We start from the raw sequence: 26,506 nt of genomic DNA on the forward strand, positions 1-26,506 counted from the left end.
TCATTAATTAAGAGGATGTTTGAAAAGTGGTATTCCGTAATTTTCATCACATTGCTACCCCCCTTAGTCCCCCCTTGTAAAGGGGGGAAACAATAAAAATCCAGTTCCCTCCCCTTTACAAGGGGAGGGTTAGGGTGGGGTAAAAAATATTTGATACATCAACCATAACTTTTCAAACACCCTCTAAGCGTGTATTCTCATCAATAATCTTTATATAAAAAATAAATACTGCTATTTGCTTGATATTACATCTTGACGAGTATAAGCAGAGCGATCGCAGTTTGGAACAAATCCGTTTTGATCAAGCTGTCGGTTTTTAATCCAGTAAAGTTGCAATTTATGACAACAATATGAGAAAATGAAAAGAATATGAAAACAACTTAGAGACAAGATTAGCGCCTGTGAAACTTGATACTCCACCTGTCAGCATTTCCCACGTATCGGAAACTGAAAGCCAATTACATCAACCCATAGTTAAGGATCATCCCCAACCGAAAGAATCTGTATTTATGGTCTTTGGGACAACCTTCATCACCATTTTTCTCGCGGAAATTGGTGATAAAACCCAACTTTCTACCCTGTTAATGAGTGCAGAATCTCATGCCCCTTGGGTGGTTTTTCTGGGTTCAGCAGTAGCATTAATTACTACTAGCTTACTGGGAGTATTATTAGGTGGTTGGATATCTACAAAACTTAGCCCTAAAACCGTTGAGAAATCAGCCGGGGTGATGTTACTACTGATTTCCGTCATGTTGGTATGGGATGTAATTCAGGGTTAATACTTGTAAATATTGTGAACTGGGGAAATTATGAACTGGCATCTTTTAGGACTAAGCTTTGTCACGGTGTTTTTGTCAGAATTGGGTGATAAAAGTCAATTAGCAGCGATCGCTCTTTCTGGACAAGGACAATCTCGAAAAGCTATATTTTTTGGTACAGCGGGCGCTTTAGTATTAACAAGTCTCCTGGGCGCATTGGCTGGTGGTGCAGTGTCCCAATTTTTACCTACACGGATTTTAAAAGCGATCGCTGCTGTGGGATTTGCCATTCTTGCTATCCGTCTCTTATTACCCAACAGTGAAGAGGAATAAGAGACAGTTAGCAAATAAATGATCGGAAATTAAGCAGATCCGCTATTGTAACATAAAGTTACTACTGTAAGCGGTTGATTGATGAAATGAAGCGATAGATACAAGACGATCCTCCGATGCGTCCCACAAAATAAATTGGAAGCAATCAGGAATATCCGCTATTTTTAGCTTTTTTACATGGGTCAGTAAATGAATATTTTGATTATGGCAAGCTTCCAGATTGTAATTAGGTATTCTTTCAGAAAGATGGTGAATATTGTGGTAGCCTATGTCTGCCCCAAACCATTTAAGAACTCTGGGTAATTCTAAGTAACTACTGCCTTGTAATGCTCCTAGAGTATAATCCCAACCTTCCGTTTTATGGGCATAAGAGCCATCAAAATTGTGCTGTACAAAGAAGATGCAGATAAAAATTGCTGCTGAAAAGGTGAGAGTGATTGAGTAAACCCCAAAGAAGAATCCAAATCCTAGTAAATAACCCAAATAAATCCAACTACTAACTACGCAAATATTGTTGAAAAGGATATCAAAAAACTCTCCTGTTGTGTACCAATTTCTGGATTTATAAGAGTAAATGATTTCCTTGATATCCATAGTCGGTTCTTTCTGTATGCAAGTCAGCAAATGACCTATAAAACCATACAAACCAGCGATTAGTGCCAGTCTAGGCTTAATTGCTAGATAGAAAAAACCGCCCGGCAAAAGCATTAATGGATGCCTAAGTAATTCATACCGCTTTTGGGCAAAAGGACTAAGTTTAGCAAATTTCTCTGTGGAGATTAATGCAGCCGGTCCTTTATATTTTTCCCAGTCGCCATTTGTTTTATGATGAAAAGCATGACCCCTTGACCAAGGATATTGAGGGATGCCATTCATCACTCCCAAAATAAATCCTACGACTCTATTTACCCGTTTTGATCTAAACAGTGAATAATGTCCACAGTCGTGCATTAAAGAAAAACAACGCAGTGAAAATAGTATGATCAAAATCATGATCGGTGGCAGCAACCAAAAGGAAAATTCTGCTGCTTTTGCTGCTAAAATCCATAACAAAATATAGGGAACAACTGTATTAAGGACTTGATAAGTTGCGCGTAAGTCGTTGCTCTTCATGTAGGGAGCTAAGACAAAATCTGATTTCTTAATCATTATGATTAGTTTGACCACTATCTTTACTAACAGTCCGGTGATGTTGGCTGGGAATTACTTTGTCATAAGCTCACCAAAAATTGAGGTTTTTGGCGATTCATTAACCCAGATTCTGCACGCTATTTTATACTATATCTAGTATGACAAATATTGGGTTAATGTTTAGCTAGATAGCAATCTTCAAAATCCCGGACAATGCCAGTGTTTATGCTTGATAGTGTGATATTTTTTACTTTTTAAACATTAAGCTTCGCGCCAGTACGAATTTAACAGAATACCACCTGCTACTAGCTTCAATGCTTCTAATAGAAAATAAACGCTGTGTAATAAGTTCATTGTTGGTGGAACTAGATTACTAGTAAGTAAGCTGAAATTAGCACCTAGAGCGCACATTTGGGGAGTTAAGAAATAAGTATCTAGTAATGCTACTGTTAACAGAATTCCAGATAAAGCAATACTACCTAAAGGCCAATTAGATTTAGTCTTGCTAATAGCCAGTACAGCAGTTAAAACCACAGTAGCAGACAATAATTCTAGGCGATTAAAATTCCAAAAAACCAGATAACCTGCTGTAGAAAAATTAGCCTCATTCATCATGCCAGCAAAGTAAAGACTAGGCATAATTACCCAATCTAAAACCAGACTAGCACTGAGCCAGAAGCCCAGAGTTAACATAATCGCTGTTTGCCAAGTTGACCGTTTAAATTCCAGACTAGAAAGAGTGTTCATAAAAATAATTGCTTTGTTGTCTTCTTAGAGTCTAACTAAAACAGTGATTTTGGCAACAAATATCAATTAATTGTTACAAACAAGAAACTCTAACCCAGATTTGCACCAAAAGGAAAAAATCATTCCAATACCAAGGGCAATTTATATAAAAATAAATAAACCTGAAGCGATCGCTCCCAATCCCCCACATCACGTTATGATCAGAAGGAATCACAATAATCTTGCGCCAATAAATTCTCAGCATCTACCATGACGACTTCCACACCAGAACCCAATCAACCCAACAAATCACTTACTGATACAAATCTGGTAGAAGACCGCAGCAAGCTGAGTAAGATGTATCAGCATTATGTAGAAGTCAAGGATAAGTATCCTCATGCGTTGCTGCTGTACAGAGTAGGCGATTTTTTTGAAACTTTTTTCCAAGACGCTGTAACCGTCTCCAGAGAATTAGAATTAGTCTTAACTAGTAAACACGGTGGGGAAGTCGGTCGTGTTGCCATGACAGGTGTACCTCATCACGCTTGGGAACGCTACACAACCCAACTGGTAGAAAAAGGTTATGCTGTAGTAATTTGCGACCAAGTAGAAGATTCGGCGGATGCCATTGGTTTGGTAAAGCGAGAAGTAACACGCATTCTTACACCAGGGACTTTGCTAGAAGAGGGAATGCTCAAAGCCAGTCGGAATAATTACATAGCGGCTGTGGTAATTGCTGTCAATCATTGGGGGTTAGCCTACGCAGATATCTCAACAGGGGAATTTCTCACATCTCAAGGTAGTGATTTAGAACACTTAACTCAAGAGTTAATGCGTTTACAACCTTCCGAAGTCCTGTTTCCCACTAACGCCCCCGATTTAGGTAGTTTACTGCGTCCAGGGGAAACTTCACCCTCTTTGCCCCAATGTCTACCACCTACATTTTGTTATAGTTTGCGATCGCAAGTCCCCTTTTCCCAAGCTGAGGCTAGAAGTAAATTATTGCAGAAATTCAAAGTGCGATCGCTCGAAGGTTTGGGTTGCGAACATCTCCCCCTGGCAGTTCGCGCCGCTGGTGGTCTTTTAGAATACATCGAAGACACACAAAAAGCCAATCCCGTCTCCCTGCAATTATTACGCACATATACATTAAATGATTATTTAATAGTAGATCATCAAACCCGCCGTAACCTAGAAATTACCCAAACCGTCCGCGACGGCACATTTCACGGTTCTCTATTATGGGCTTTAGATCGAACTAGCACCGCCATGGGCAGCCGGGCTTTAAGAAGATGGTTGTTACAACCGCTACTGGAGATTAAAGGGATTAAATCCCGCCAAGATACCATTCAAGAATTAGTAGAAAATACACCTTTACGCCAAGATCTACGCCATTTACTCAAGCAAATTTATGATTTAGAACGTTTAACAGTCAGAGCCGCTTCTGGTAGAGCAAATGCACGGGATTTAGTCGCCTTAGCTGATTCTTTCTCCCGTTTACCAGAATTATCTCGCTTGGTAGAAGATGCGAGATCACCTTTCTTAAAAGCTTTGCAAAAAGTCCCGCCCAGCCTCGAAGAACTAGCCGAAAAATTACACGCTCACATCGTAGAATCACCACCAACTCATCTAAAAGAAGGCGGTTTAATTCGGGCGGGAATCAATCCCCTTTTAGATGAAAGAAAGGCTACAGTAGAAAGTGATCAACAATGGATTGCCAACTTAGAAGTTGACGAAAGAACAAGAACGGGAATCCCCACTTTGAAGGTAGGATTTAATAAAACTTTTGGTTATTATATCAGTATTTCCCGCAATAAATCTGACCAAGTTCCCGATAATTACATTCGTAAGCAAACTCTGACAAATGAGGAACGTTACATTACTCCTGATTTGAAAGAACGAGAAGCCCGAATTCTCACAGCGCGAGATGATTTAAATCAGTTGGAATATCAGATTTTTGACGCATTACGGGATGAAGTGGGTTCTCATGCCGAAATCATCCGTAGTATTGCCCGTGCCGTAGCTGCGTCAGATGTATTATGTGGTTTGGCGGAATTAGCCGTACATCAAGGTTATTGTCGTCCAGAAATGCTTACAGGACGCGAGATTAACGTGATTGATGGTCGTCACCCGGTGGTGGAACAGTCTTTACCTGCTGGATTTTTTGTCCCTAATTCGACTTGCTTAGGGGGGAAGGAAATGAACCACGAAGGAGCGAAGGAAGCGAAGGAAGAGGAAAAGAAGAATTTATCTTCCCCTGATTTAGTGATTTTAACCGGTCCAAATGCGAGTGGTAAGAGTTGTTATTTGCGTCAAGTTGGTTTAATTCAGTTAATGGCGCAGGTGGGTAGTTTTGTGCCGGCGCGGTCTGCTAAATTGGGAGTGTGCGATCGCATTTTTACCCGTGTTGGGGCTGTAGATGATTTAGCCACAGGTCAATCTACGTTTATGGTGGAAATGAATGAAACTGCCAATATTCTCAATCATGCAACTGCGAAATCTTTGGTTTTGTTAGATGAAATTGGTCGCGGGACAGCAACTTTTGATGGTCTTTCAATTGCTTGGGCTGTGGCAGAATATTTAGCAGTTGAGATTAAATCTCGCACGATTTTTGCTACTCATTATCATGAGTTAAATGAATTGGCTACTATTATTTCTAATGTAGCAAATTATCAAGTTACAGTTAAAGAATTACCAGACCAAATTATCTTTTTACATCAAGTTCAACCCGGTGGTGCTGATAAATCCTATGGGATAGAAGCCGGAAGATTAGCAGGTTTACCGACTGTGGTAATTCAACGGGCAAAACAGGTGATGGGACAAATCGAAAAACACAGTAAAATAGCCATGGGATTGCGTGAGAATTTATAAATCTGCATGAAAAATCGAAAATTAGAGCTTTGTCAAGATTCCCCCCTTAAAAAAGGGGGTTTAAAGATATCTTTAGTTCACTTCTGGTTCTGCTTGTGAGATTGTTTTTGCTTTAACTTGCCGTCGGTTAAATATTTTACGGATAGCAAAGGGAACAACCAAGAAGCCTAAAGTAAAAGGTGAAGATTCAAAAGGTACAGCAGTAACAGTCCCGCCGAAATCAGTAATACTATTGTCACTGTTACTAAAAGTGATTCCACCAGGTGAGCTACTGAAATAATATCCAGTAGTAGTATCACCAATAGAAAATCCATCACTTGCATTAGGATCTCCAGACTGGAATACCGAGTTACTGGCAATATTGTAGTTAAAGTTAAAGGCTGGAGTAGTTGTTTGAAGATAATCCAAGTTGTAGGATGCCAGGGTGGCGCTGGAACTATCCTTAAAAGTGATATTCAAAGTTGTGAATTCACCAGGGCGAGCAAAGCCATCATTATTGGCATCATTGAAAGTAAAATCACCCGTAGCTGAGTAACTACTATCTTCACCAAGCCAATTAAAGGTTATCGCCTGGGCTGACAATGTTCCTTGCAGACAGCCTAGAAAGGTGATTGTGCTGATGGCAAACTTAACAAATTGACGCATAGTATGGATTCCTTCAGAGTAATTACAGAGTATTGGCGGTAAATTTCCCAAAAAATGGTGAAAAAGCTATGTAGGTAAAGGGTTTAGCGTACTGTTGATTGGTGTTAAACCTGCCGAATGGTTAGGTTACAGACGGCTTATTTGTGGGCTTCCACACCTGCCTGGAACTTAAGTTCCAGGCTAATAGCCAAAGTTTACTTTAGTAAACTGGGAATTTTTAGTCATCTTTAGATCCCACATTCCGCACCCCCCAGTGTCACAATCGGTAATTTCGGATTTTTGAATACATTTAATGATAATTTTGATACAAAACTGTCGAAATCTTAGGTGGCTATCGCCAATCTCAAATCCCCAAACGACCATTTTTCGTTGTGTGACAGTTTAGGGTGCGGAAGGTGGGTTAGATGACTTTGGCGATGAGACTGGGAATTAATTCCCAGTCTGGCTATAGGTTTTACCAGCTACTAAACCCTAACGGTGATTGGTCAGTAGTCAGCTTTTATCTAGAAGACAGTGGTGAAATCCGAACTGTTAAGAACACTGATATTGACGTTATTCAAAGTTGCTAGAAGTGAGCCATCACTGGTGAGTTTAATTTGAGCATTAGCAGCACTTTGAACAAAAGACACAGCACCAAAGCTGAAGCCCAACTTGTCAATCCCATCCTCGTAGTCGCGGATGGTATCAGCCCCGTTACCTGGTTCAAGGACAAAGATATCAGCACCTGCGTTACCCCAAAGGTTGTCATTACCAGCACCACCATAGAGCGTGTCATTTCCATTACCGCCATAAAGTAAGTCGTTGCCAGCACCACCATAGAGAATGTCATTATTGTCTTCTCCATAGAGTCGGTCACTGCCTAAGCCACCGGAGAGCGTGTCATTACCAGCACCACCATAAAGGAAGTCATTACCAGTACCACCCCAAATGTTGTCATTACCAGCGTTGGCGTAAACTGTGACGACTCCTGTTCTCGCACTGGCATTAATAGTATCGTCACCAGAGCCTGTTGTATAGGTAGCTACTTCTGAACCTGCGGAGGCTGTAATTGTTTGCCCAGCATTACTGCTGCTCAAATCTTGGCTAACGGTGGCAGCAGCAACGTTAATTGAGAAATTGGTGGACACATTTCCCACACCGTCAGATGCTTGGACAGCGATCGCAAAAGTACCAGTACTGCTAGGAGTTCCGGTCAGGGTGCGAGTATTGGCATTAAAGGACAGCCACGCGGGAAGTCCAGATGTGCTGAAAGTGAGTGGTTTCCCTTCAGGATCACTAAAGATATTGGTTGGTAAGGTGTAGGTGAAGGCTTGACCGTTTTCCCCACGTTGGGAGGGAATTAAATTGCTGACGATGGGCGCTTCATTGACATCATTAATATTGATAGTCAAAGCCTTCTCGAAGGTCAAACCACCATTGTCGATGGTTCTGACCCGGATGTTGTAAATGGATTTGGTTTCAAAATCTGGGGAGGCGTTAATTTGCAGTTGATTCCCACTAATGGTGAAGGAACTGTCATCGGTTGCACCTGTACCACTAACTAAGCTGTAGGTAAAGGTGTTACCTGTATCTGGGTCTGTGCTGGAGAACGTGCCAATCACTGAGTTGGCTGCAATATTCTCGTTGACGTTGGTAGCACTTAATGCCAGATTTGTGGGAGCTTCGTTGAGGTCATTAACGTTGATAGTCAAAGCCTTATCGAAGGTCAAACCACCATTGTCGCTAGTTCTCACCCGGATGCTGTAACTAGACTTAGCTTCAAAATTTGGGGAAGCATTAATCAGTAATTGATTCCCGTTAATAGTGAAAGCTGCATTGTCATTTGTGCCAGCAACAAAGCTATAGGTGAAAGTATCGCCGATAGTCGGGTCAGTAGTGCTAAAAGTCCCGACTACGCTATTGGCAGTGACATTTTCATTCGTGCTGGTAGCACTTAAAGTCACGTTGGTAGGAGGGTCATAACTTTGAATCGTTAGCACCGCATTGGGCTGCTTAGTTCCCACTAAACTGCCAGTGCTGGGATTTGCTAGGCTCAGGTTGACAGTTTCGTTGGGTTCTACATTCGTATCCCCAGCAACGGGAATCTGCACATCCTTGTAAGTTTCACCAGGAGCGAAGGTAACAGTAATTGGTGTATTGGTGTAGTCCGCTTGATAAGCTTTGTAGGTGTCAGGATTGAAAAGTGCTTGCAATTGTCCACCGGCTGCCAGTTCCCCAGAAATGCCGTAATGGGCTTGGGTATCAAGTAAAAACCAACCAGGACCAAGGATATCTTGAGCATCAATAATCCCAGATGATTCCTCATTGTTGTTGAATGGTGGAGTTGCAGCAACCCCAATATCACCGAATCGATCCGGATCATGTTTAGCCAGCAGTTTTAATGTGTCAGTAGCGATGTCGTACTGCCAAATTTTGCCATTGTGAGCAGCACCCCCCACATCTTCTTGAAGGAGAATATGACCATATTTATCAACGGTCATGTTGTCGAACATATTGACTTTTACTCCATTGACTATATCTCCATCAATAAGTAGGTCAATTGTACCACCTGCATCAGGGTTGGTAATATCGGTGAAATTCAAGCGCCAGAGACGGGTACGCCCAACCTGAGTACCAGTGCCATCGCTTACTTCATCAATCCGGTCTGTGGTCACGAAAAAGTATTGACTAGGATTGAGGGGATTCCAAGCGCCATCTTCAGGACGAAGGAAGGAGGTGGCAGTCGTGCTGCTAAGGGTGAACGCAGTTCCGTTCGCGGGAGTGGCTGGTGCAACCGTAGCCCCACGAGACGTTGAGCCTTCAGTCATCATGCCAGCTACGTTCACAAATTTAAGCGTGCCATTGGTCAAACCAGCTTTATCAATCTCAGTCCCAGTATTTTGCTTAGTACCCACATAAACCCCAACAGATTGACGCATGAGTCCCGTACCACCATCGTTGTTGCCGATTACGATGGTTTTATCTTGGGCGAAGGGATTGGCCAGGGCATTTTCCCAACCACCAACACCGGTTAACCCTGAGCCATTGGTGGAGAGATTGAACTTGCCGAGGATGTATGTATTTCCCTTATTAGCACCAGTAGCGACTGTAGCTAGTGCATAACCAGTAGAACCGGCTTCTTCGCCATTCAGGAAAATCCGCGATTGAGAACCAAGTCCAGTAGCGGCGTTATAGTAAGCCGTAGGCGCAGCGAGATCCGCAGAACAAAGTGCTGTAAAGGCAATTCCATTTAGGTTAGCTGCATTGTTAGGGGTGGTATTAGAACTTTGGGTAACAGCATTCCAGTTGTAAACATTTTGAATAAGATCACTACCACTCACAACTGCCAAATCAGATTTATTGATCACCCAACTGGAAACGAATGCACCTTTACCACCGTGAGCGCGGGTAATGCCGCCAGTGCTGCCAATTTCTTGGTTCATCAACAAGGTGAAAGTACCATCACCGTTGTCAAATGCTCCCAAACCATCGGGAACACCCACCATCTTATAGGGTGTACCGTCGGGTTTGTTGTTGACTGAATCCCCAACAGTGAGGATGGATTTCACACTAACACCCGATCCTGGTGTTGTGGGGATGATATAAGGAGTGGCAGAACTGCTCAGTCCTTTAGTTGTATCTACAGTGGGAGCAGCAGCACTACCTTTGGCTGTACCATCACTTAATAGCAGTTGTACGGTATCTGTACCACTGATAATGCCACTACGAGTGATTCTCACTGTGGCATTGGTATTAAAACCAGATGTGTTGCCTTCTGTAACGCTGTAGTTGGCATTACTAAAGTCAAATACTGGTGTATTGATTTCAAATATGGCAACGGTTTTACTAACTTCGTTAGCAGTAGCTAACAGGGGTTTACCTGTGGGACTATCTGCGGCAGAAATAAAGGTTAATCCTTCAATGGCAACATCGTCGGGGATGTTGATATATTGGATGAATTTGGGCTGGTTAGGATTGCTGACATCATAAACAATCACATCTCCTGTCCGTTCTAAACCAATAAAGGCATAAGTACGACCGTTGATAACTCCCACTGCCACACCTTCCGGTTCTGGTCCTTTGTTGTCGCTGCGGCTGTCAAAGCTGGCGGCTGTACCATCGGAGTTAAATAGGGTGGGAACTCTTGTGGCTGTGATTTGTTCCAGTTGCTCGCCACTATCAAATACTTGAGTCCCGTTGCTATTCCAAATAGAGAAGGATCTCGCTCCAAATGATTCTATCCGATCAATATCTCCGTCTCCGTCGGTGTCTCCTGTGGCGTTGGTTAGTTGCAAACGTCCCAAATTAGCGTTTAGTTTCAGGGTTGCTGCATTGGGGAAAACTGTTGGATCTAAAACATATCCGGCTGCACCAACGCGAATTTCTTCATTAAATCCTGTATAGGCACGGGAATCACCTTCGTTGGCAGTGATGTAGTAGGCTTGACCATTAATGCTAAAACTAGCGATCGCATCTGGTTGATATAATCCAAATATAGGCCAGTTTTGAATATTAATCCCACCATCTTGATCACTAGCATCTATGCCATTACCGGGAAGACTATAATCTTTTACACCCAAGGGGATAATTTGGGTAATTGTGGCAGTGGCAATATCCAGAATCGCAACGGCATTGTTTTCTTGCAATGTAATTCGCGCTGTTAAACCATCGGGTGCTACAGCAATGTATTCTGGTTCTAAATCCTGGGCAACTGTTGAACCGGGTCCGGTAATTCTCACACCAGATGCTTTTAAGGATGCAATCTGACTATTAAAACTGGTAAAAGTGGCAGTTTGTACTGTAGCACTGGCAACACCACCAGCAATATTGATAATGCTAACAGAACCTTCTGGATCAACAGAATTAGTTTGGTTGTAGCTGTTGGGTTCTCCCTCATTCGCTACCAATACCTTTGTCCCATCAGCTGTAAAGGTAAGCATATCAGGCAATGCTCCCACATCTACCGCATTGATAAAGCTACCATTCCCAGCATTAAAGAAAGCTACTTTTCCTGTTAGTTGGGCTAAAGTTGAAGTGTTCTGCACAGCATAAGCCACAGCAACCACACCATTTTTCACTGCCACACTGTTGGGAATTAATGCCGTACCTCCAGGAGGTGTAATTGTGGGGGTTAAACTACCAGCTAAAGCCAGAGCGCCAGTATTGCTGACGGTATAAAATTCAATGGTACTGCCAGCAACTACAAATAGCCGTTTGCTAACTGGGTCAAAAGCCGATATTTCCGCCCCATTAGCACTGGCAATGCCACCAACTTTAGTTAAAAAGCTGGAGTCATTGTTGGTAATAGTAATATTTTGGGAAGTTGCCGTCCCCAAAGAGATGCCCGGAGATGGTGTACTAATTGTTAAAGTTGCGGTTTCTGTTCCTTCAACTACGGCATCATCAGCCACAATAAAGGACATAGAACCAGAAGTTTGTCCATTGGGAATAGTAATTGTAGTGTTACTGAGGTAGTAATCGCTGGTTGTGATGCCAGTTCCTGATACTTCTAAGTTAACTGTTTGATTACCGGAAACGACACTAGAAGCTGTAGCGGTAACGGTGATAATTGTTGTTCCTGCTTCTGTACCAGTAGTGCTACTAACGGATAGATTAACAGCAGGAGAAGGACCTACAGTGAAGGTATTAACATTTAGGGCAGAACTCAGGGTGGCGTTAGCTCCATTGCTCCAATTATTAGTATTTGAGATTAAATTCAGATAATTTGCTAAAGAAGTTTGTCCTGTGTGACTACCTGTGTACACTGCACTATCACGACCATCAGTGAAGCTAATCTGTAAATTAGCAGCAAGGGAAACAGGGGCAACTCCATCAACAGTATTGCCGATGTTAATATATGCAAGATGGGTGCTAGGAGTATCTACTGTTGAGTCACTGGTAGCAGTGTAGGCGTAAACAACATCAGACGCATTGTCGAGACCTCGAGTTGCTGATAAGGCAAAAGTTACAGCATTAGCCGTACCAATCGTGGCGACGGGGGTAGTAGTATCAAAAGAATTGATGATCACAACCGTTCCCGCAGTTACTCCACCCACAGGCGCAGTCCACTTGGTATAGGATTCGCCAGTATTAAAGGTTGTGGCGCTGGTGCTAGTGAGTTCATTATCAGTAAAGTAAATGACATCACCAGCCGCAATATTATTGAGTACTACAAAAGCCACCCAGTCTGTGCCGTTTGTATTAATCCCAATAAACGCAATATCGCCTTGATTAATTGCCATAATTAAAATTTACTAAAATGTAGTTTTGAGAAAATCTAGTAGAGATTTGTGCGATCGCTTTTGGATCAACTACAAAAACGAGCTTTGTCTGTAGTTGGGGCGATCGCTATATTCAGCATAAGTTGGTATTATGTTGTTGTAGACCATAAAAAATCAACTACAAAAACAATCTTTCTTTTCAAGCTACATGAATTGTACTACAAAGGTTGCAGGTTACTTATCTACAGCAACCATTTTACGCCTTTGCCGTTGCCGATAAAAACCCATTAAGCCTAAAATTGGTAATACTGTTAATGGGGCTACAGGCGAAGATTCAAAGGGTACGGGAGTTGCATTTAAACTACCAGTAGCACCGCTATCATTATTGAACTGACCAGTGAAATCTGTAAAAGTAATACCATTGGTTGATGTGGATTCTAGAAGATACCCAGTGTCACTACCAATAGAAAAACCTGTACTAGTGAGCGGATCGCCAGATTGTAGTACCTTTTTGCTATTGGTGTCGTAAATGAAATTAAAATTCGGAGAAGAGGTAGGGCTATTGAGATCCGACAAATTGTAGGTTACTGGTGGGTTATTTCCATAATCAGTAAAGGTAACATTAAAAGCTGTGATACTATTAATACCATTCACCGTTCCAATCAATCCATCATTATTTGCAGTTCCCTCAAATGTTCCCGTTAATTTGGTTCCAGAATTACCAGTCCAACTAAGGTTAAAACTTATGGCATAAGCCGATGGTACAAGACCAAAAGTCATGACTATGGTAAATAATGAAAATTGAACCAAATGACGGACTGTATTTTGTAATTTCATGATTGCGATCTCCTCAGATAACTAACTAATATTGAATTGCCTAATGAATTTGATTAAAACGCCTTCAATTCATCTAATACAATGATTTCAGGCGTTTTTAATCTTCAATTTGTTATTCTTGCCTGTTAAAAGCCACTATGAAAATTGGCAGCAGTAAGCTGACCGGGGGTTACATTCAGCAATCGCATCAACTCCACCCCATCAGGACCAAATACCTTAGTATTAGTTGTTCCTAAGGCAGAAACTGTAACATCAGTGGTTGAGTTACCCGTACCGAAAGTGAGCGTTCCAGACAGTCCCAAGTAATCATTTACAGGCGTAAAGTCATTGGCAATGTCAAATCCCTTACCTTGTTCTAGGACAAAGGTATCTCTACCCAGTCCTCCGTAAAGATTGTCGTTGCCAAGTCCACCACGGAGAATGTCATCACCCGCACCACCATAGATGCGATCGTTACCCGCACCACCATAGATAGTGTCGTTGCCATCGCCTCCTTGTATATAGTCAGCAGCAGAACCACCATAAATTGTGTCAGCACCTGCGCTACCGACAATATTAGTTGGAGTCGTGCTAGTGCTGAAGTCTATTACACCAGTTAAGCCCGTGCTGATCTTTGTTCCCGTTCTGACGACAACATCAAAGTTGGTACTGGTTGTATGTCCGTAACCATCATTGACAGAAACGCCTATCGTATTTGTACCCAATGTATTTGCTGTTCCTGTAAATGTTTTGGTAGTGGGGCTAAAAGTCAACCAACTGGGCAGTCCAGACGCGCTGTAAGTGAGAGCATCTCCTTCTGGATCTGAGAAGACATTATTGGGAATAGTGTAGTTAAAGACACTGGTGTTATCTACTGTCTGTAAGGGAATCGGTGTATTGATAACTGGCGCTTCGTTGAGGTCATTAACGTTGATAGTCAAAGCCTTATCGAAGGTCAGTCCACCATTGTCGGTGGTTCTCACCCGGATGTTGTAAATGGATTTGGTCTCAAAATTTGGGGAAGCCTTGATTTGCAGTTGATTCTGGCTAATAGTGAAAGCTGCATTGTCATTAGTGCCAGGAACAAAGCTATAGGTGAAAGTATCGCCGATAGTCGGGTCAGTAGTGCTAAAAGTCCCGACTAGGCTATTGGCAGTGACATTTTCATTCGTGCTGGTCGCACTTAAAGTCACGTTGCTAGGGGCGCTATTAAGATTTAGTCCTACCAATACTGGATCATGATCAGAAGCACGGAATTGGTCAGCATTGTATAAACTGATGATTTGCCCTGCTGACTTAAACTCAGTATTGTAATCTAAAACCGTAGGTTCATCGGCATTAATGTGCCATTTTTCTGCTCCTGTAACTTGGGTGGCTAAACTGTTGTTACCTAAAGCATGATCAAGCGCACCTACTTGTCCATCAAAAACGTAGGAATAAGAGGTATTGGATAACAGGTTGCCATATCCAGCGCTGGCTAAGGTTGTAATGGGGTCTTCTTGGGCATAGGCGTTGAAGTCTCCCAACAGTAAATAATCAGCGTCATTGGTGCCTGTGGGTTTTGTGGCTAACCATTGTGCTAAATCCTGTGCTTGACGGGTGCGAGTGCCATTAGATAAACCTTGACCATCTCCAGCGTCAGCATCACCAACACCACCAGAACTAGAACCTTTAGATTTGAAGTGATTGACAACGGCGGTAAATAGTTCACCAGTGGAGATTTGTTGGAATGTTTGCGCTAGGGGTTTACGTCCAACTACGTCAAATGCACCAGTACCGTAATTATCGGGCATAGTTGCCGCAGCACCAACTGGGGTAACTTTGCTAGACTTGTAAATTAATCCTACAGCGATCGCATCACTTCCCAAACTAGCGTCAGGATTAATAAAGGCATAAGTACCAGCGCCAGCAATCGCATTTAATCCATTAATTAAATCCTGAATTGCACTGGTAGAACCATAACCATCATTTTCTATCTCCATTAATCCCATCACATCAGCGCCGGAATTAATAATGGCTTGGATAATTTTGTCGCGCTGACGATTAAACTCAGTTACATTGTTAGCACCTCTAGGAGTCGGGAAACCTCCACCAGTCCCATTACCATTGAAGTAGTTGAGAACGTTAAAACTAGATACTTTGAGCGTACCACCCACTGCGGGAGGAGTATTTGGGCGAGCATTGCTGGGGGTAAAGTTAACACCTGTAGAGGTTTGGATACGATACCCTTCAAAACGCTCATCTAAAATTCCCGTAATATTAGCAACAGTATCACCACTGCGGAGGGTATTAGCAGCACCGAGAGGATTACCACCACGACCGAAAATGGTGGGGTCTAAGTTTTGAGTCCCGCTACCGTCATCTAAGTAGATTTTGCGTTTGGCAATATCAGCTTGATATGTTGCGTACCCACTCACACTAGGTGCATTAAATTGAGTATATTGGTCAAGTCGGGCATCTGTTCCCGCTTGGTTACTAAACCCATCAGCCGCCAAAACTACCTGTCCATAACGTCCTAATTGGTAATTTTCGGTAACGGTGAGGTTGCCACTGCCAGCACTAATATTAACTAACATCCCTTCGTAACGTTCTAAATCAGTGACGCTAGTAACGGGTAATTGGATATTGGTAACAGTAGGTAAAGTGCTTGCACCTAAGTTAGTAACATTGGTGAGACTGGTAAGCTGAGTTAAACTACTGGATGTGCCACTGGTGAATTCTGCAACTGTGCCAGTGACTCGGACTTTATCACCTATATTACCTGTAAATAATCCTGAAGGGTCGTAAACGAAAATAGCTTCTGATGTAGCAGAGTTGCCATCAGCATCAGCATCTTCTTCTTGAACGTAGAAGCCGTTGAGTTTGGTAGTACCTTGGAAGGCGCGAGTAACAATCCCTTCAATGGTTTGAGTACCTGTCAACGCTGCCGTTGCACCACTGCCTTGAATTTGGCTAATTTTGGTAATTACAGAAGCAAAATCATTATCTGTAATTGTTGCCGTCACTGAGGTAATACTAATACTGTTGTAACTGCCATCGTTACTGATTGCTGTGTGGGAGATAATGCCGTTGTGAGTTCCTTCTATTGCAGCATCATCTACTGCTGTCACTGTCACAGTTTGAGCAACATTCCAGTTAGCAGTTGTGAAAGTGAGAGTGGTTGCACTCGTTGTTATTTGGGAATCAGGAGAGATGGTAATAGTGACATTTGCAGTAGGTTGGGTGCTTAATACGACTGTATAACTATCAGTTGCACCACCTTCAGTAACGTTGGTATTACCACCTGACTGCACAATACTGACACCGGGCAATGCTGAAGTAGAAACCTGTAAATTATCAATGGCTAAACCATGATCATTACCTGCATCATTGATATCAGACCAGCGCAGCCAGATTTCTTGGCCTGCGGCCAGGGAGAAGCCAGTGAAAGAGCTAGAAAGACTGACGCGGTTGGTGCTGGCATTACCATCCAACGCTGTAAGGGTAGCAGTAGCCACTGGACTGGTGAAGTCTAGAGAGTTTACATCAGTCCAAGTTCCCGCAGTGATGCTAGTAGCACCAATTTGGTAAGCAAAGTCTAGTTTCTGTGGGGTTGTATTGCCACCATTGCGCCATTGTTCGCCAATGTAATTAACTGAGAGGGAGGAAATGGTTGCGCCAGTGTCATTAAAGAATCGCGCACCGTAGAATATAGTTCCCGAAGCGTTAGAGGAAGTTGAACCTAAAGCTCTGTCTGAGCTTGCTGTTGCACCAAAGCTGTAAAGACTTCCCGTGTTGCTCGATCCAGTTCCAGCAGTAATTGTGGTGGTTAAGGTTGAGCTACTATAAGCTGCATACCAACCAGTCAGGCTTGTGGAATCTGTCCAAGTTGCATTACTGGAACTGAGGCTATCAAAATTTTGGGAATAAGGACTATTAAGTGAAATTGTACCTGCTGGTAGTGGGACGATCGCATTCCCCAAGGTAACAATTTCACTGCGGGACTTCTGGTAGTTAGCTGTGACATCTTTGGCGATTGTACCGTCGTTATAGTAAACGGTATCACCATTGTCAACCAGCAGTTGGATTTGACTGGTGCTAGTCAGGGAACTAGGAAGTTCAACTATTGATTCAAAACTACCACCCACAGTTAAGGATGTCAGATCAGCAGTACGCAATACCGGGGCATCACTGGCATTACCTGTCCAGGTGTAGAGTCGGAAGTCGTTGGGGGCAACTCCTGTAGCATCTCCACCAGGACCAGCAATAATTACATACTGGTTGGCAGCATTTTTTCTAATTTCCCGAATCCCCCGACCACCTAAGTCTAATTCGATGGGTGCGCTAAAGGTCGCAGTTCCTTGTGTACCACCACCACTGGTAGATAATAGGGATGTAAAATTAGTAACGGGAACAATTAAGGCTTTAGTCCGAGTAGTAGTTGGTTCTTGTGGCGCACGGAAAGCAATGTATGCCGTGGTATTATCTGGAGACATTTCCAGACCTTCAATGTTGTAGCCACTGGATTGTTTAGAACCTACTCCAGCAGTAGCACTAGCAGCTAGTCCGTAGTAATTTGCACCTTTACCATGCAGGTTATTTTGATCCCAAGCAATGATGTCTTCTTCTAGGAAGTCGTAGCGACCAACATAGCTAAGGGTGGTGTTTGCACCTGTTCCTGAGATATCTGTGGCAAAAACGCGATCGCGGTTCGGCCGATTACTACCAGAATCATTATTACTTTGAGAACCCATCCAGAAGATGCGATTACCCACTTTAGTAGAGGCTTCGATATCTACTTCACGGGGTACACCACCACTGATGTCAGTTAATCCTAATAATGAAGTGTAGTCAAAGGATGTGAGGGGTAAACCGGAATTATTGCGATCGTATAAACGCAATGCTTGATTTTCATCATCACCCACTAATATATAGTTGGAGTCAATGACAACCGCCGTTGAAGCGTTGCTTGCCCCTGTTAAGAAACGACTTGTGGATGGGGTAGTAGATGCAGCCGAAGCAGCATATTTAATTACGTAAGAATTAGTTAATGTACCATCGCTGACGGTAACAGTAATATCGCTATAACCAACTCCTGTAGGATTAATTTTCAGGTTGCGGCTATTTCCTGTAGCTGCAATTGTTAGGTTGGCATTACTAACAACTGCTGTGTTACTACTGGTTGCTGTGACTGTGAGAGAACCTGCTGAGGTTTCTGCATCACTAATATTAAACTCAATACCTATAGTTTTTGCTGGGTCGGTGGGGTCATTAATAACACCACTGACAAAGGCCGCAGGGCTACCTGTGGGGCTGCTATTGGGTAAACTCAAGAAAGCTGTAATCTTCTCTGGATCAATAACGGTTTCGTTGTCTGCCAAAATTGTTGGTGCAGTATTGACAGCATCATTATCTGCAATCGTCATCGTGGCAGTTGCATTGTTCACAGTATAGTTAGCACTGCTACTTAACGTTAGTGTGACGGCTTCAGATCCTTCAATTTCTTGATCATCTACTGGAGTAATCGTAATATCTACAAAGGATTGTCCAGAAGCGATTATTGCTGTACTTGTTAAAGTTGGTGTGTAATCTACACCGTTTGTGGCTTGTCCTACTCCTGTGGTTATGGTGTAATTGACCGTGAGAGGATTAGTTAGACTTCCTGTACGGCTGATACGGGATGTACCAGGATCTTGTGCAGTTTCCGCAGCATTGGCATCAGTAGCAGCAATGGTAACTATGGGTAAGGTAGAATTAACCGTTGTTCCAGGAGAACCAGTTTCCGCACCATTGAAGGAAACAAACGCCCCATTAACTCCCACAGCACTCAAGGTGGAAACAGTGGTAGCAGTATTTTTATTGTCGAATGTGAACCCATTGGTTGCGACACCAAAACTGACACCAGTGATCTTATTTCCACTGGCATCGAAGATATTTACCTGATCACTTGTTGCACTCAAGCCTACACCAGAACCACTGTAAGTCCCAATGACAAAACCCGTGGGAGCATTGCTAGTGCCAAACCATGCAGCATTAAATGCACTAACTTTGGTAGCATCTCCTTCAATAAATACAACGGATTGACCAGGAGCAATGCTGTTAACACCACTCAAAGCCACAGAAGCGGCAAAGGAGTTAGAATCATCATCCATTTTCCAGCCACTAATATCTACTGCATTAGTGCTATTATTGGTGATTTCAACCCAGTCCGCAGCATAAGTTCCATTGCCATTACCAGCAGGATGTACCTCAGAGATAAAGAGTTCATTATCTATGATGGTGATATTTTGAGAAGTAGTGCTACCCAGGGTAATTCCAGAGGAAGGATTGCTGATGGTTAATGTGGCGGTTTCTTGTCCTTCAAGTAAAGTATCATCAGCAATAGTGAAGGTGACAGAACCTGTAGTTTGTCCATTGGGAATGGTAATTGTGGTATTGCTAAGATTGTAATCGCTGGCGGTGATACCATTCCCAGTTACAGCTAAGTTAACTGTTTGATTACCAGAAACGGGACTAGAAGCTATGGCAGTTAAGGTAATTACAGTTTGTCCTGCTTCCGTTCCAGTATTACTGTTTACAGATAAATTGACGGTTGGTGTTGTTGGAACAGATGTAGACGCAGAAAAACTGACATTATCAATTGCTAGTCCATCATCATTTCCCGGATCATTAATGTCTGACCAACGTAGCCAAAGAGACTGGCCACCAGCCCAATTAATACCAGTTATGGTAAAATTCGGAGCAGCCTGATTAGCTGTTAAATTACCGTTCAAAGTCACATCACCGGTTGTATTGCTAATAGGTGCTGTAAAATCTAATTGAGTAACAGGGGTAAATGATCCAGTTGTGATGGAAGTATTAGCAATTCCATAAGAAAAAGCAAGAGTATTTTTAACTGCGTTAGTGCTTCCTCCATCCTTCCACTGCTCACCTGTGTAGCTGAGGGTAAATTGAGTTAATGTATTGCCTGTATTATTGACTATCTCCAAGCCAAAGATAGAGGTCAAAGAACCAGATGCAAACAAACCTAATGCTCTTTCATTTGATCCTGTAGCACCATAGAGAAATGTATCTCCTGTGCCACTTGAACCATTATCCACGCGAAGAGTTGTGTTCAAAGCACTTCCTGCTTCCACAAAAGTCCAACCATCTGGTAGAATGCTTGATGCCTGAGTTGTACCATTAGTAGTAGGTACAGTCGTGAAGAGATTATCAAAGTTCTGAGAGTAATTACCACCCGTATATGAAGCTGCTGGCATTGTTAGTTTTTCCTTAAAAGTTAGTTAGCTGGTAAATGAAAACTATGTAAATATTTTTGATGAGCGATCGCTATATTCAGCAGAAGTTGGTATTATGTTTTTGTAGACAGGAAAAAACAAACTGCAAAGATGAGATTTGTAGTTAGGGTGATAGCGAAGTGCTGCTGCAAGCAGTTCGCTTGAGAGTTATCGAGATTAATTTTCAGCAATTGCTAAAAAACAACCGTATTACTACTTGTTTGTCGTAAATTTTTCTGTCATTAATTAGATTATCCCAGTAAGATTAAGAAGTAATTAGGAGAGAATTAAATAACAGTTAATATTAATGCCGTATTTATACTAATAAAATCTGAATTTGTCATTATTCAATAAATATCAAATATTCCCCTATCATCGGCTGATCTGTGTAAGTAGGTGAACACAATAAAACCAAACTGTGTAAAGAAACGTAAAATCGCTGAAAACTTCTTTACTCTTGCCTCTTGCCTCTTGCCTCTTGCCTTGCTATAACGACGATTTTCAATGCTAACCTACTTAATTGATTGATAATTCACCAGTAATATCAAAATTACTATTAATTTATACCCAAGTCTTTAGAAGTAATCATACAAAAGCGATCGCGTCCTTCTTTTTTGGCACGATAAAGTGCGTCGTCTGCTGTTTTAATGAAGAATGCAGCCGGAATATCAGCAGTAGGAATTAAAGTAGTAACTCCTAAACTGACCGTAACATATTGACTTACCTCAGAAGCTGAATGCAAAATTGCCAATATTTTCACTTGCTCACGGATTTTTTCGGCTACAACTATTGCACCTTCTGCATTTGTATTTGGTAAAATTACTACAAATTCTTCTCCTCCATATCGCGCTACTAAATCACTAGGTCTTTTAATAGCTTGACTCATGGCAAAAGCCACTTTTTGTAAACAACTATCTCCCGCTTGATGTCCGTAAGTATCGTTATATCGTTTAAAAAAATCTACATCACACAAAATCAGGGAGAGTGCAGATTTGTCCCTGGCCATGCGTCCCCACTCTTGCTGCAAATATTCATCAAATCGGTGACGATTAGGAATTTGCGTGAGGCTGTCGTAATTAGCCAGACGGTAGAGAGTTTGATTTTCGGCTTTAAGGTTCAGATCATCTTGCCAAATTACAATTCCAGTTGTCATTCCTAATAAAGTTATTGGTGCAGCCACAGGTAACCAATAATTTATTTTTAGCATGAGCAAACTGAAAATTTCCCAGAGTACACATAGCCCTATACAGAATCCTAATTTTTTCCTAGAATGCCAACGAACAATTACTAAACCCCAGACTGGACCTGCCAATAGTAATAATATTATCCATGCCCCAGAAGGAAAAAGATCGAGAAAATTATTTTGAAATACATTATTAATAAAAGTTGCTTGTAAGTAAACTCCGCCCGTGGGTGGATCATAATTAAAGGGCGTGACTAAAACATCAATACCAGGAGCAGTAACTCCTACTAAAACAATTTTATTTTTAAATAAATCGGCTGATACTTTCCCCTGCACTACATCACTAAAGGAGTAGTGAGGCATTTGCTGAACCTGACTAGGCCAGTTAATCCATAATGGCTGCTCTAAATTAGGCAAAGGAGGTATTTCCATAAAAGTTCCATAAGCCCGGATAGCCGCAATTCCTAATAAAGAAATACCATTTTTTAGTGGCTGTACATTACGGATTATACCATCTCCATCTTTGTGACTGAATATATGTCCTGTAGTTATTGCGGCCTGTTCTAGCTCAGGGACAGGAAACCAAGGTTTTCCTTGAGTATCCCAAGCCTCTGCCAATACCACTTTACCATGTTGTTTCATAGCCTTTGCCAGAGCCGTATCATCGGGGCTAGACTCAGAAAAAATAATATCGAAGACAACTACATTTGGCTGGGCTGTATCGAGTACATTTAATAGCTCTATATATCTTGTCCGTGTCCAGGGAAATTGTTTAAACACTGCCAAACTTTTGTCATCTATTGTCACTACTACTATCTGCTGATTCCAGTCAATATTTCCCCGTAGTCGGAATAGGGTGTTATATGTTATCCATTCTAAAGGTTGGAAAATTCCCAGTAACAGGAAACAAATAACTATCAACATGGCTATAAAACCAGGAAACAATTTCCCAAATAACCGCTGGATTTCTGTGAACATGATCATACATTTTCAGTTCTTCCTGTTATTAAGGAACAGCTAATTCATACTTTTGCTTTTTTCCTAAAGGTGTTGTGATACTAACTGCAATTTTTCGATTATTAGGAAGGGCTGTTATCACCTCAAACTCTCCATTCTGATTGGTTATTAATGATTCATTCGCTAAAATAATTAAATTCACAGGATCTACTTTACCTGCAATTTTTGCCTGTTGATTGCCCATATCTGCCAGGATTTTTATTTGCAAACTAGTATCATCTCGTAAACGCACTGGAGGTGAAGGTGGTTTTCCTGGAATTATAAAGCTTTGAAAACCTTTATTTACAGATACAGTTTTACCTTGAGCAGATGTTACCACCTGGCCTTTTAAAGTTGCTACCCCTGTCTTCCCACTAGGTTGGACACTAACACCAAATTCTGTACCTCTGACTCCTGTAATCCCTGCTGGAGTTTTAATTTCTAGTCTAGATTCTCGATTGTTCAAAGGACGTACTTTTAAACGCACCTGTCCACCAGTTAGCAGCAACTCTGTGACTTTTCCATTATTACTAGTGCTATGCAGTTTTTGAATTTGCAGTTTTGTATTTTCTGCCACTTCCACAAAAGCAATTTCTGTATCTAATGCTAACATCGTCCGAGAATTCTTTCCTGTACCAATGCTATCACCAACCTTTTGCAACTTTGTGCCGACATTGGCAGGTTGGGAAGTTTGTTGATTTCCATAAATAACATTACCAAAAATGCTACGTACTTCTAAGTAGCGGTTAACTCTTAACTGTAAATTATTCTTGGCTAATGCTTGCTGAAAGGTTAATAGGAAGATGAAAAATAAACTCAATAATAGCCAATGTTTTTTAATCACTGAATTTTTTGGAAATTAGATTACCCCTGTATCTAATTTTAGGCGATCGCTTCTCTTGTGGCAAGTAAGCTGTCACGCATCTAGTTTTTGAACATGATCTAGGCTATAGGCGGGTTTCTGCCTCCAAATTATACAATTTAAGTGCGCGACAGCTTTTAAAAATCTAGACATCCTCTGGTTCAAATTGTGCCACAGTCACAGCATTAAATGCAAAAGATAAAACTAAGGGAATCGGACATTTAAACCAAAAAGTGTAAATCACTGCTAGGATAGTGGTAGAGATGGCAGCACAAGCCCAATACATTTCCTGATTAGTTAAACCATTTTTCTCTTTAATTACTCTTAACACATTCATTGGGATTGGTTCTGGCATGACTCCACCAGGAGGAAACGCCCAATAGTTACCACGTCTCTCAACAAATAAATCTGTCCAGCCATTTTCTAAGCACCATGCTTCAATCCATTGAATAGAGTAATGATTTATCATATAAATACCAATTTGCTTTGTTAATGTGTGCAGTTTGTCAATTTTAATAACTTAAAGATTTTAGTCAGATATAGCAGCAGTCAGCAGTAAAAATCTTTTGTTATCTAGCTTTTTTAGGAAATTTTTTCCCTTATTCAAGTACATATCGCTATAACTTTTAGTTCATTGTTTTAAAGGTTTATCAAATTATTTTATACATATTAACAATCCTGTTTCCACAGCCATCACCATAACTAACAGATTATCAGTTGTCCTGACTACTAGACTTTAAAAGATAACAAACTTTACTTGTAATCAAACTTAATGAATTATTGTAAATAGTAAAATCCTGCTGGAGCAATAATGCCATTTTTTTCCAGAATCAGCAACAGTTAAAATTTAAAAAAGGGAGTAATTACCAAAAGCGTTATTACAAAATATTAACGTTTATGCAAAACTTAACTTATCCAGTAAGTAAGTCGGCCCAATAAAATCGATATATGTTTAGTTTTGTAAAAACCGTGAAACACCCTATTTATAAGGTATTCGTTAATTTATATTTCGTTACATAGATTGATTTTTTAACGCCGACCTACTTATCAATTTGGACTCATCAACTATGTTTTGGCAAAAAAGCTTAGGATGGATTTTAGGAATTATGGTTTGGTGCGTTGCACAGCCAGCATCAGCAGATTGGACTCATCCTTTATCATATAGCAATGCCGAATTGTCGAGACAAGATTTTTCGGGACAAAGTTTACAAGCTGCGGAATTTTCTAACGCTAACTTAGAAATGGCTAACTTTACAGGTGCGGACTTACGAGGAACAGTTTTCAGTGCTTCAGTCATGACAAAAGCAAATTTACATGGAGCAGATTTAACCAATGCGATGGTGAATGAGGTAAAATTAGCAGGTGCTGATTTAAGTAATGCCGTTTTAATCGAAGCTCTTTTACTCCGCACCGTCTTTACAGATGTTAATATCACAGGTGCAGATTTTACGGACGCAATTTTAGATAAAGCGCAAATTAAAGAGCTATGTCAAAAAGCCAGTGGTGTAAATTCTCAAACTGGTGTAGAAACTCGTGAGTCCTTAGGATGTCAATGAAACTTGGTATAATTGGTGGTGGACAACTGGCTTGGATGATGAAAGATGCAGCAGATAAGCTGGGAGTAGAATTAATAGTCCAAACTCCTAGTCCCAATGATCCAGCCGTATCTATTGCCCAACATAGCATTTTTGCCGCAGTTGATGATGCCGCTGCCACAGAAATTTTAGCGACAAAGTGTGATATCGTTACCTTTGAAAATGAATTTGTTAACCTTGCGGCTTTATCACTGCTAGAAAAACAGGGTGTTTGTTTTCATCCTCAACTAGCAGCTTTAGCACCTCTGTTAGATAAATATGAGCAACGGTGCTATTTACGGGATTTAGGTTTACCAGTTCCCCAGTTTTTGGCATTATCAGGGGAAAAAAAGCTAGAATCTCAAATTGAAAATTTGGGTTTTCCTGTGGTTCTCAAAGCCAGAAGACATGGATATGATGGTCAAGGAACTTTTATCATTCCCGATTTTGCAACTTTATCAAAAATAGTTAATCAAACTCATAGCCAGTTTTTAGTCGAAGAATTTGTGCCTTTTACCAAAGAACTGGCGATAATTGCCGCCCGTTCTGTAAATGGGGAAATTGTCATCTATCCAGCGGTAGAAACTCTCCAGAAAGAACAGGTTTGTCGGTGGGTAATTGCCCCCGCTCAAATCACCCAAGAGCAAAGTTTGCAAATTGAAGCGATCGCCCATAAACTATTAACTAGCCTCCAATATATAGGAGTCTGTGGCATTGAATTATTTCTCACCGCCCAAGGTAAAATCTTAATTAATGAAATAGCACCACGTACCCATAACTCTGGACATTTTTCCCTGGATGCTTGTGAAACTTCCCAATTTGAACAACACCTGAGAGCAGTGTGTGGTTTACCATTAGGCAATACTAGATTATATTGTGCTAGTGCCGTGATGGTTAATTTGCTAGGATATGAAAACAGCCATTGTGATTACCAAAAACAACGTCAACAATTAGCAAATATTCCCCAGGCTACTGTTCATTGGTACGGAAAAACAGAAGCTCGTCCAGGGCGTAAGCTAGGACATATCACCGTTTTATTAGATCAAGATCAAACTAATGGAGTAGAAGACATTATACACAAAATTGAATCTATCTGGTATCCCCAGTAGAAATTTGCCAAAATTTTCCCAAAATAAACACACAAACTATTTTTCA

The 26,506-nt window shown here is 41.4% G+C and carries 14 protein-coding genes; 5 read left to right on the forward strand and 9 right to left on the reverse strand.

Annotated features, from left to right (window positions below; genetic code table 11):
• The first annotated feature begins 401 nt into the window (after positions 1–401).
• Together BMF77_RS04945 and BMF77_RS04950 are read left to right on the forward strand one after the other, a co-directional pair.
• The gene (locus BMF77_RS04945; protein WP_148761113.1) at positions 402–779 is read left to right on the forward strand and encodes a TMEM165/GDT1 family protein; all 378 of its coding nucleotides are present in this window, start codon (positions 402–404) and stop codon (positions 777–779) included.
• Between the two features lie 30 nt (positions 780–809).
• Positions 810–1,091: a TMEM165/GDT1 family protein gene (locus tag BMF77_RS04950; protein ID WP_148761115.1), complete on the forward strand. Its 282-nt coding sequence runs from the start codon at positions 810–812 to the stop codon at positions 1,089–1,091.
• Positions 1,092–1,133: 42 nt separating this feature from the next.
• Here BMF77_RS04950 and BMF77_RS04955 read toward each other — a convergent pair whose 3' ends face one another.
• Both BMF77_RS04955 and BMF77_RS04960 read right to left on the reverse strand, forming a co-directional pair.
• Positions 1,134–2,240 (reverse strand): fatty acid desaturase, encoded by a 1,107-nt coding sequence (locus BMF77_RS04955; RefSeq protein WP_148761117.1) that lies wholly within the window; start codon positions 2,238–2,240, stop codon positions 1,134–1,136.
• Positions 2,241–2,483: 243 nt separating this feature from the next.
• Positions 2,484–2,969: a hypothetical protein gene (locus tag BMF77_RS04960; protein ID WP_148761120.1), complete on the reverse strand. Its 486-nt coding sequence runs from the start codon at positions 2,967–2,969 to the stop codon at positions 2,484–2,486.
• Between the two features lie 249 nt (positions 2,970–3,218).
• On the opposite strand from BMF77_RS04960, the gene mutS reads away from it, so the two are divergent.
• Complete coding sequence (mutS, locus tag BMF77_RS04965; RefSeq protein WP_148761122.1) at positions 3,219–5,819, forward strand: DNA mismatch repair protein MutS; 2,601 nt, start codon at positions 3,219–3,221, stop codon at positions 5,817–5,819.
• 72 nt (positions 5,820–5,891) lie between these two features.
• On the opposite strand, the gene BMF77_RS04970 is transcribed toward mutS, so the two are convergent.
• The 7 genes from BMF77_RS04970 to BMF77_RS05005 all read right to left on the reverse strand — a co-directional run bounded on the left by BMF77_RS04970 (position 5,892) and on the right by BMF77_RS05005 (position 24,246).
• Complete coding sequence (locus BMF77_RS04970) at positions 5,892–6,464, reverse strand: hypothetical protein (RefSeq protein ID WP_148761124.1); 573 nt, start codon at positions 6,462–6,464, stop codon at positions 5,892–5,894.
• Between the two features lie 503 nt (positions 6,465–6,967).
• Entirely contained in the window at positions 6,968–12,685 is a 5,718-nt protein-coding gene (locus BMF77_RS04980) for a choice-of-anchor I family protein (RefSeq protein WP_148761126.1), read from the reverse strand.
• Between the two features lie 213 nt (positions 12,686–12,898).
• A complete protein-coding gene (locus tag BMF77_RS04985; RefSeq protein ID WP_148761128.1) occupies positions 12,899–13,501 on the reverse strand; it encodes a hypothetical protein in 603 nt (200 codons plus the stop codon).
• Positions 13,502–13,626: 125 nt separating this feature from the next.
• The gene (locus BMF77_RS04990; RefSeq protein ID WP_148761130.1) at positions 13,627–20,718 is read right to left on the reverse strand and encodes an ExeM/NucH family extracellular endonuclease; all 7,092 of its coding nucleotides are present in this window, start codon (positions 20,716–20,718) and stop codon (positions 13,627–13,629) included.
• Positions 20,719–21,292: 574 nt separating this feature from the next.
• The gene (locus BMF77_RS04995) at positions 21,293–22,897 is read right to left on the reverse strand and encodes a diguanylate cyclase domain-containing protein (RefSeq protein ID WP_246863069.1); all 1,605 of its coding nucleotides are present in this window, start codon (positions 22,895–22,897) and stop codon (positions 21,293–21,295) included.
• Between the two features lie 28 nt (positions 22,898–22,925).
• Positions 22,926–23,498 carry a FecR domain-containing protein gene (locus tag BMF77_RS05000; protein WP_371735601.1) on the reverse strand — a complete coding sequence of 191 codons (573 nt, stop codon included), beginning with the start codon at positions 23,496–23,498 and terminating at the stop codon, positions 22,926–22,928.
• A gap of 424 nt (positions 23,499–23,922) precedes the next feature.
• On the reverse strand, positions 23,923–24,246 hold the full coding sequence (locus BMF77_RS05005; protein ID WP_015083442.1) for a hypothetical protein: 324 nt from the start codon (positions 24,244–24,246) through the stop codon (positions 23,923–23,925).
• Between the two features lie 598 nt (positions 24,247–24,844).
• Here BMF77_RS05005 and BMF77_RS05010 point away from each other — a divergent pair.
• Both BMF77_RS05010 and BMF77_RS05015 read left to right on the forward strand, forming a co-directional pair.
• Positions 24,845–25,333: a pentapeptide repeat-containing protein gene (locus BMF77_RS05010; protein WP_015083443.1), complete on the forward strand. Its 489-nt coding sequence runs from the start codon at positions 24,845–24,847 to the stop codon at positions 25,331–25,333.
• Positions 25,324–26,460, forward strand: coding sequence for a 5-(carboxyamino)imidazole ribonucleotide synthase (locus BMF77_RS05015; RefSeq protein ID WP_168204397.1), 1,137 nt, complete (start codon positions 25,324–25,326; stop codon positions 26,458–26,460). The genes BMF77_RS05010 and BMF77_RS05015 overlap by 10 nt, the downstream gene beginning before the upstream one ends.
• The last annotated feature ends 46 nt before the right edge of the window (positions 26,461–26,506 follow it).

Source organism: Dolichospermum sp. UHCC 0315A, assembly GCF_008121535.1.
In the GTDB taxonomy this organism is placed as follows: Bacteria; Cyanobacteriota; Cyanobacteriia; order Cyanobacteriales; family Nostocaceae; genus Dolichospermum; species Dolichospermum lemmermannii.

Coding starts and splice junctions, on each gene's coding strand:
- BMF77_RS04950 (WP_148761115.1), top strand. CDS start 810: ATGAACTGGCATCTTTTAGGACTAAGCTTTGTCACGGTGTTTTTGTCA.
- BMF77_RS04955 (WP_148761117.1), bottom strand. CDS start 2,240: ATGATTAAGAAATCAGATTTTGTCTTAGCTCCCTACATGAAGAGCAAC.
- BMF77_RS04960 (WP_148761120.1), bottom strand. CDS start 2,969: ATGAACACTCTTTCTAGTCTGGAATTTAAACGGTCAACTTGGCAAACA.
- mutS (WP_148761122.1), top strand. CDS start 3,219: ATGACGACTTCCACACCAGAACCCAATCAACCCAACAAATCACTTACT.
- BMF77_RS04970 (WP_148761124.1), bottom strand. CDS start 6,464: ATGCGTCAATTTGTTAAGTTTGCCATCAGCACAATCACCTTTCTAGGC.
- BMF77_RS04980 (WP_148761126.1), bottom strand. CDS start 12,685: ATGGCAATTAATCAAGGCGATATTGCGTTTATTGGGATTAATACAAAC.
- BMF77_RS04985 (WP_148761128.1), bottom strand. CDS start 13,501: ATGAAATTACAAAATACAGTCCGTCATTTGGTTCAATTTTCATTATTT.
- BMF77_RS04990 (WP_148761130.1), bottom strand. CDS start 20,718: ATGCCAGCAGCTTCATATACGGGTGGTAATTACTCTCAGAACTTTGAT.
- BMF77_RS04995 (WP_246863069.1), bottom strand. CDS start 22,897: ATGTTCACAGAAATCCAGCGGTTATTTGGGAAATTGTTTCCTGGTTTT.
- BMF77_RS05005 (WP_015083442.1), bottom strand. CDS start 24,246: ATGATAAATCATTACTCTATTCAATGGATTGAAGCATGGTGCTTAGAA.
- BMF77_RS05010 (WP_015083443.1), top strand. CDS start 24,845: ATGTTTTGGCAAAAAAGCTTAGGATGGATTTTAGGAATTATGGTTTGG.
- BMF77_RS05015 (WP_168204397.1), top strand. CDS start 25,324: ATGTCAATGAAACTTGGTATAATTGGTGGTGGACAACTGGCTTGGATG.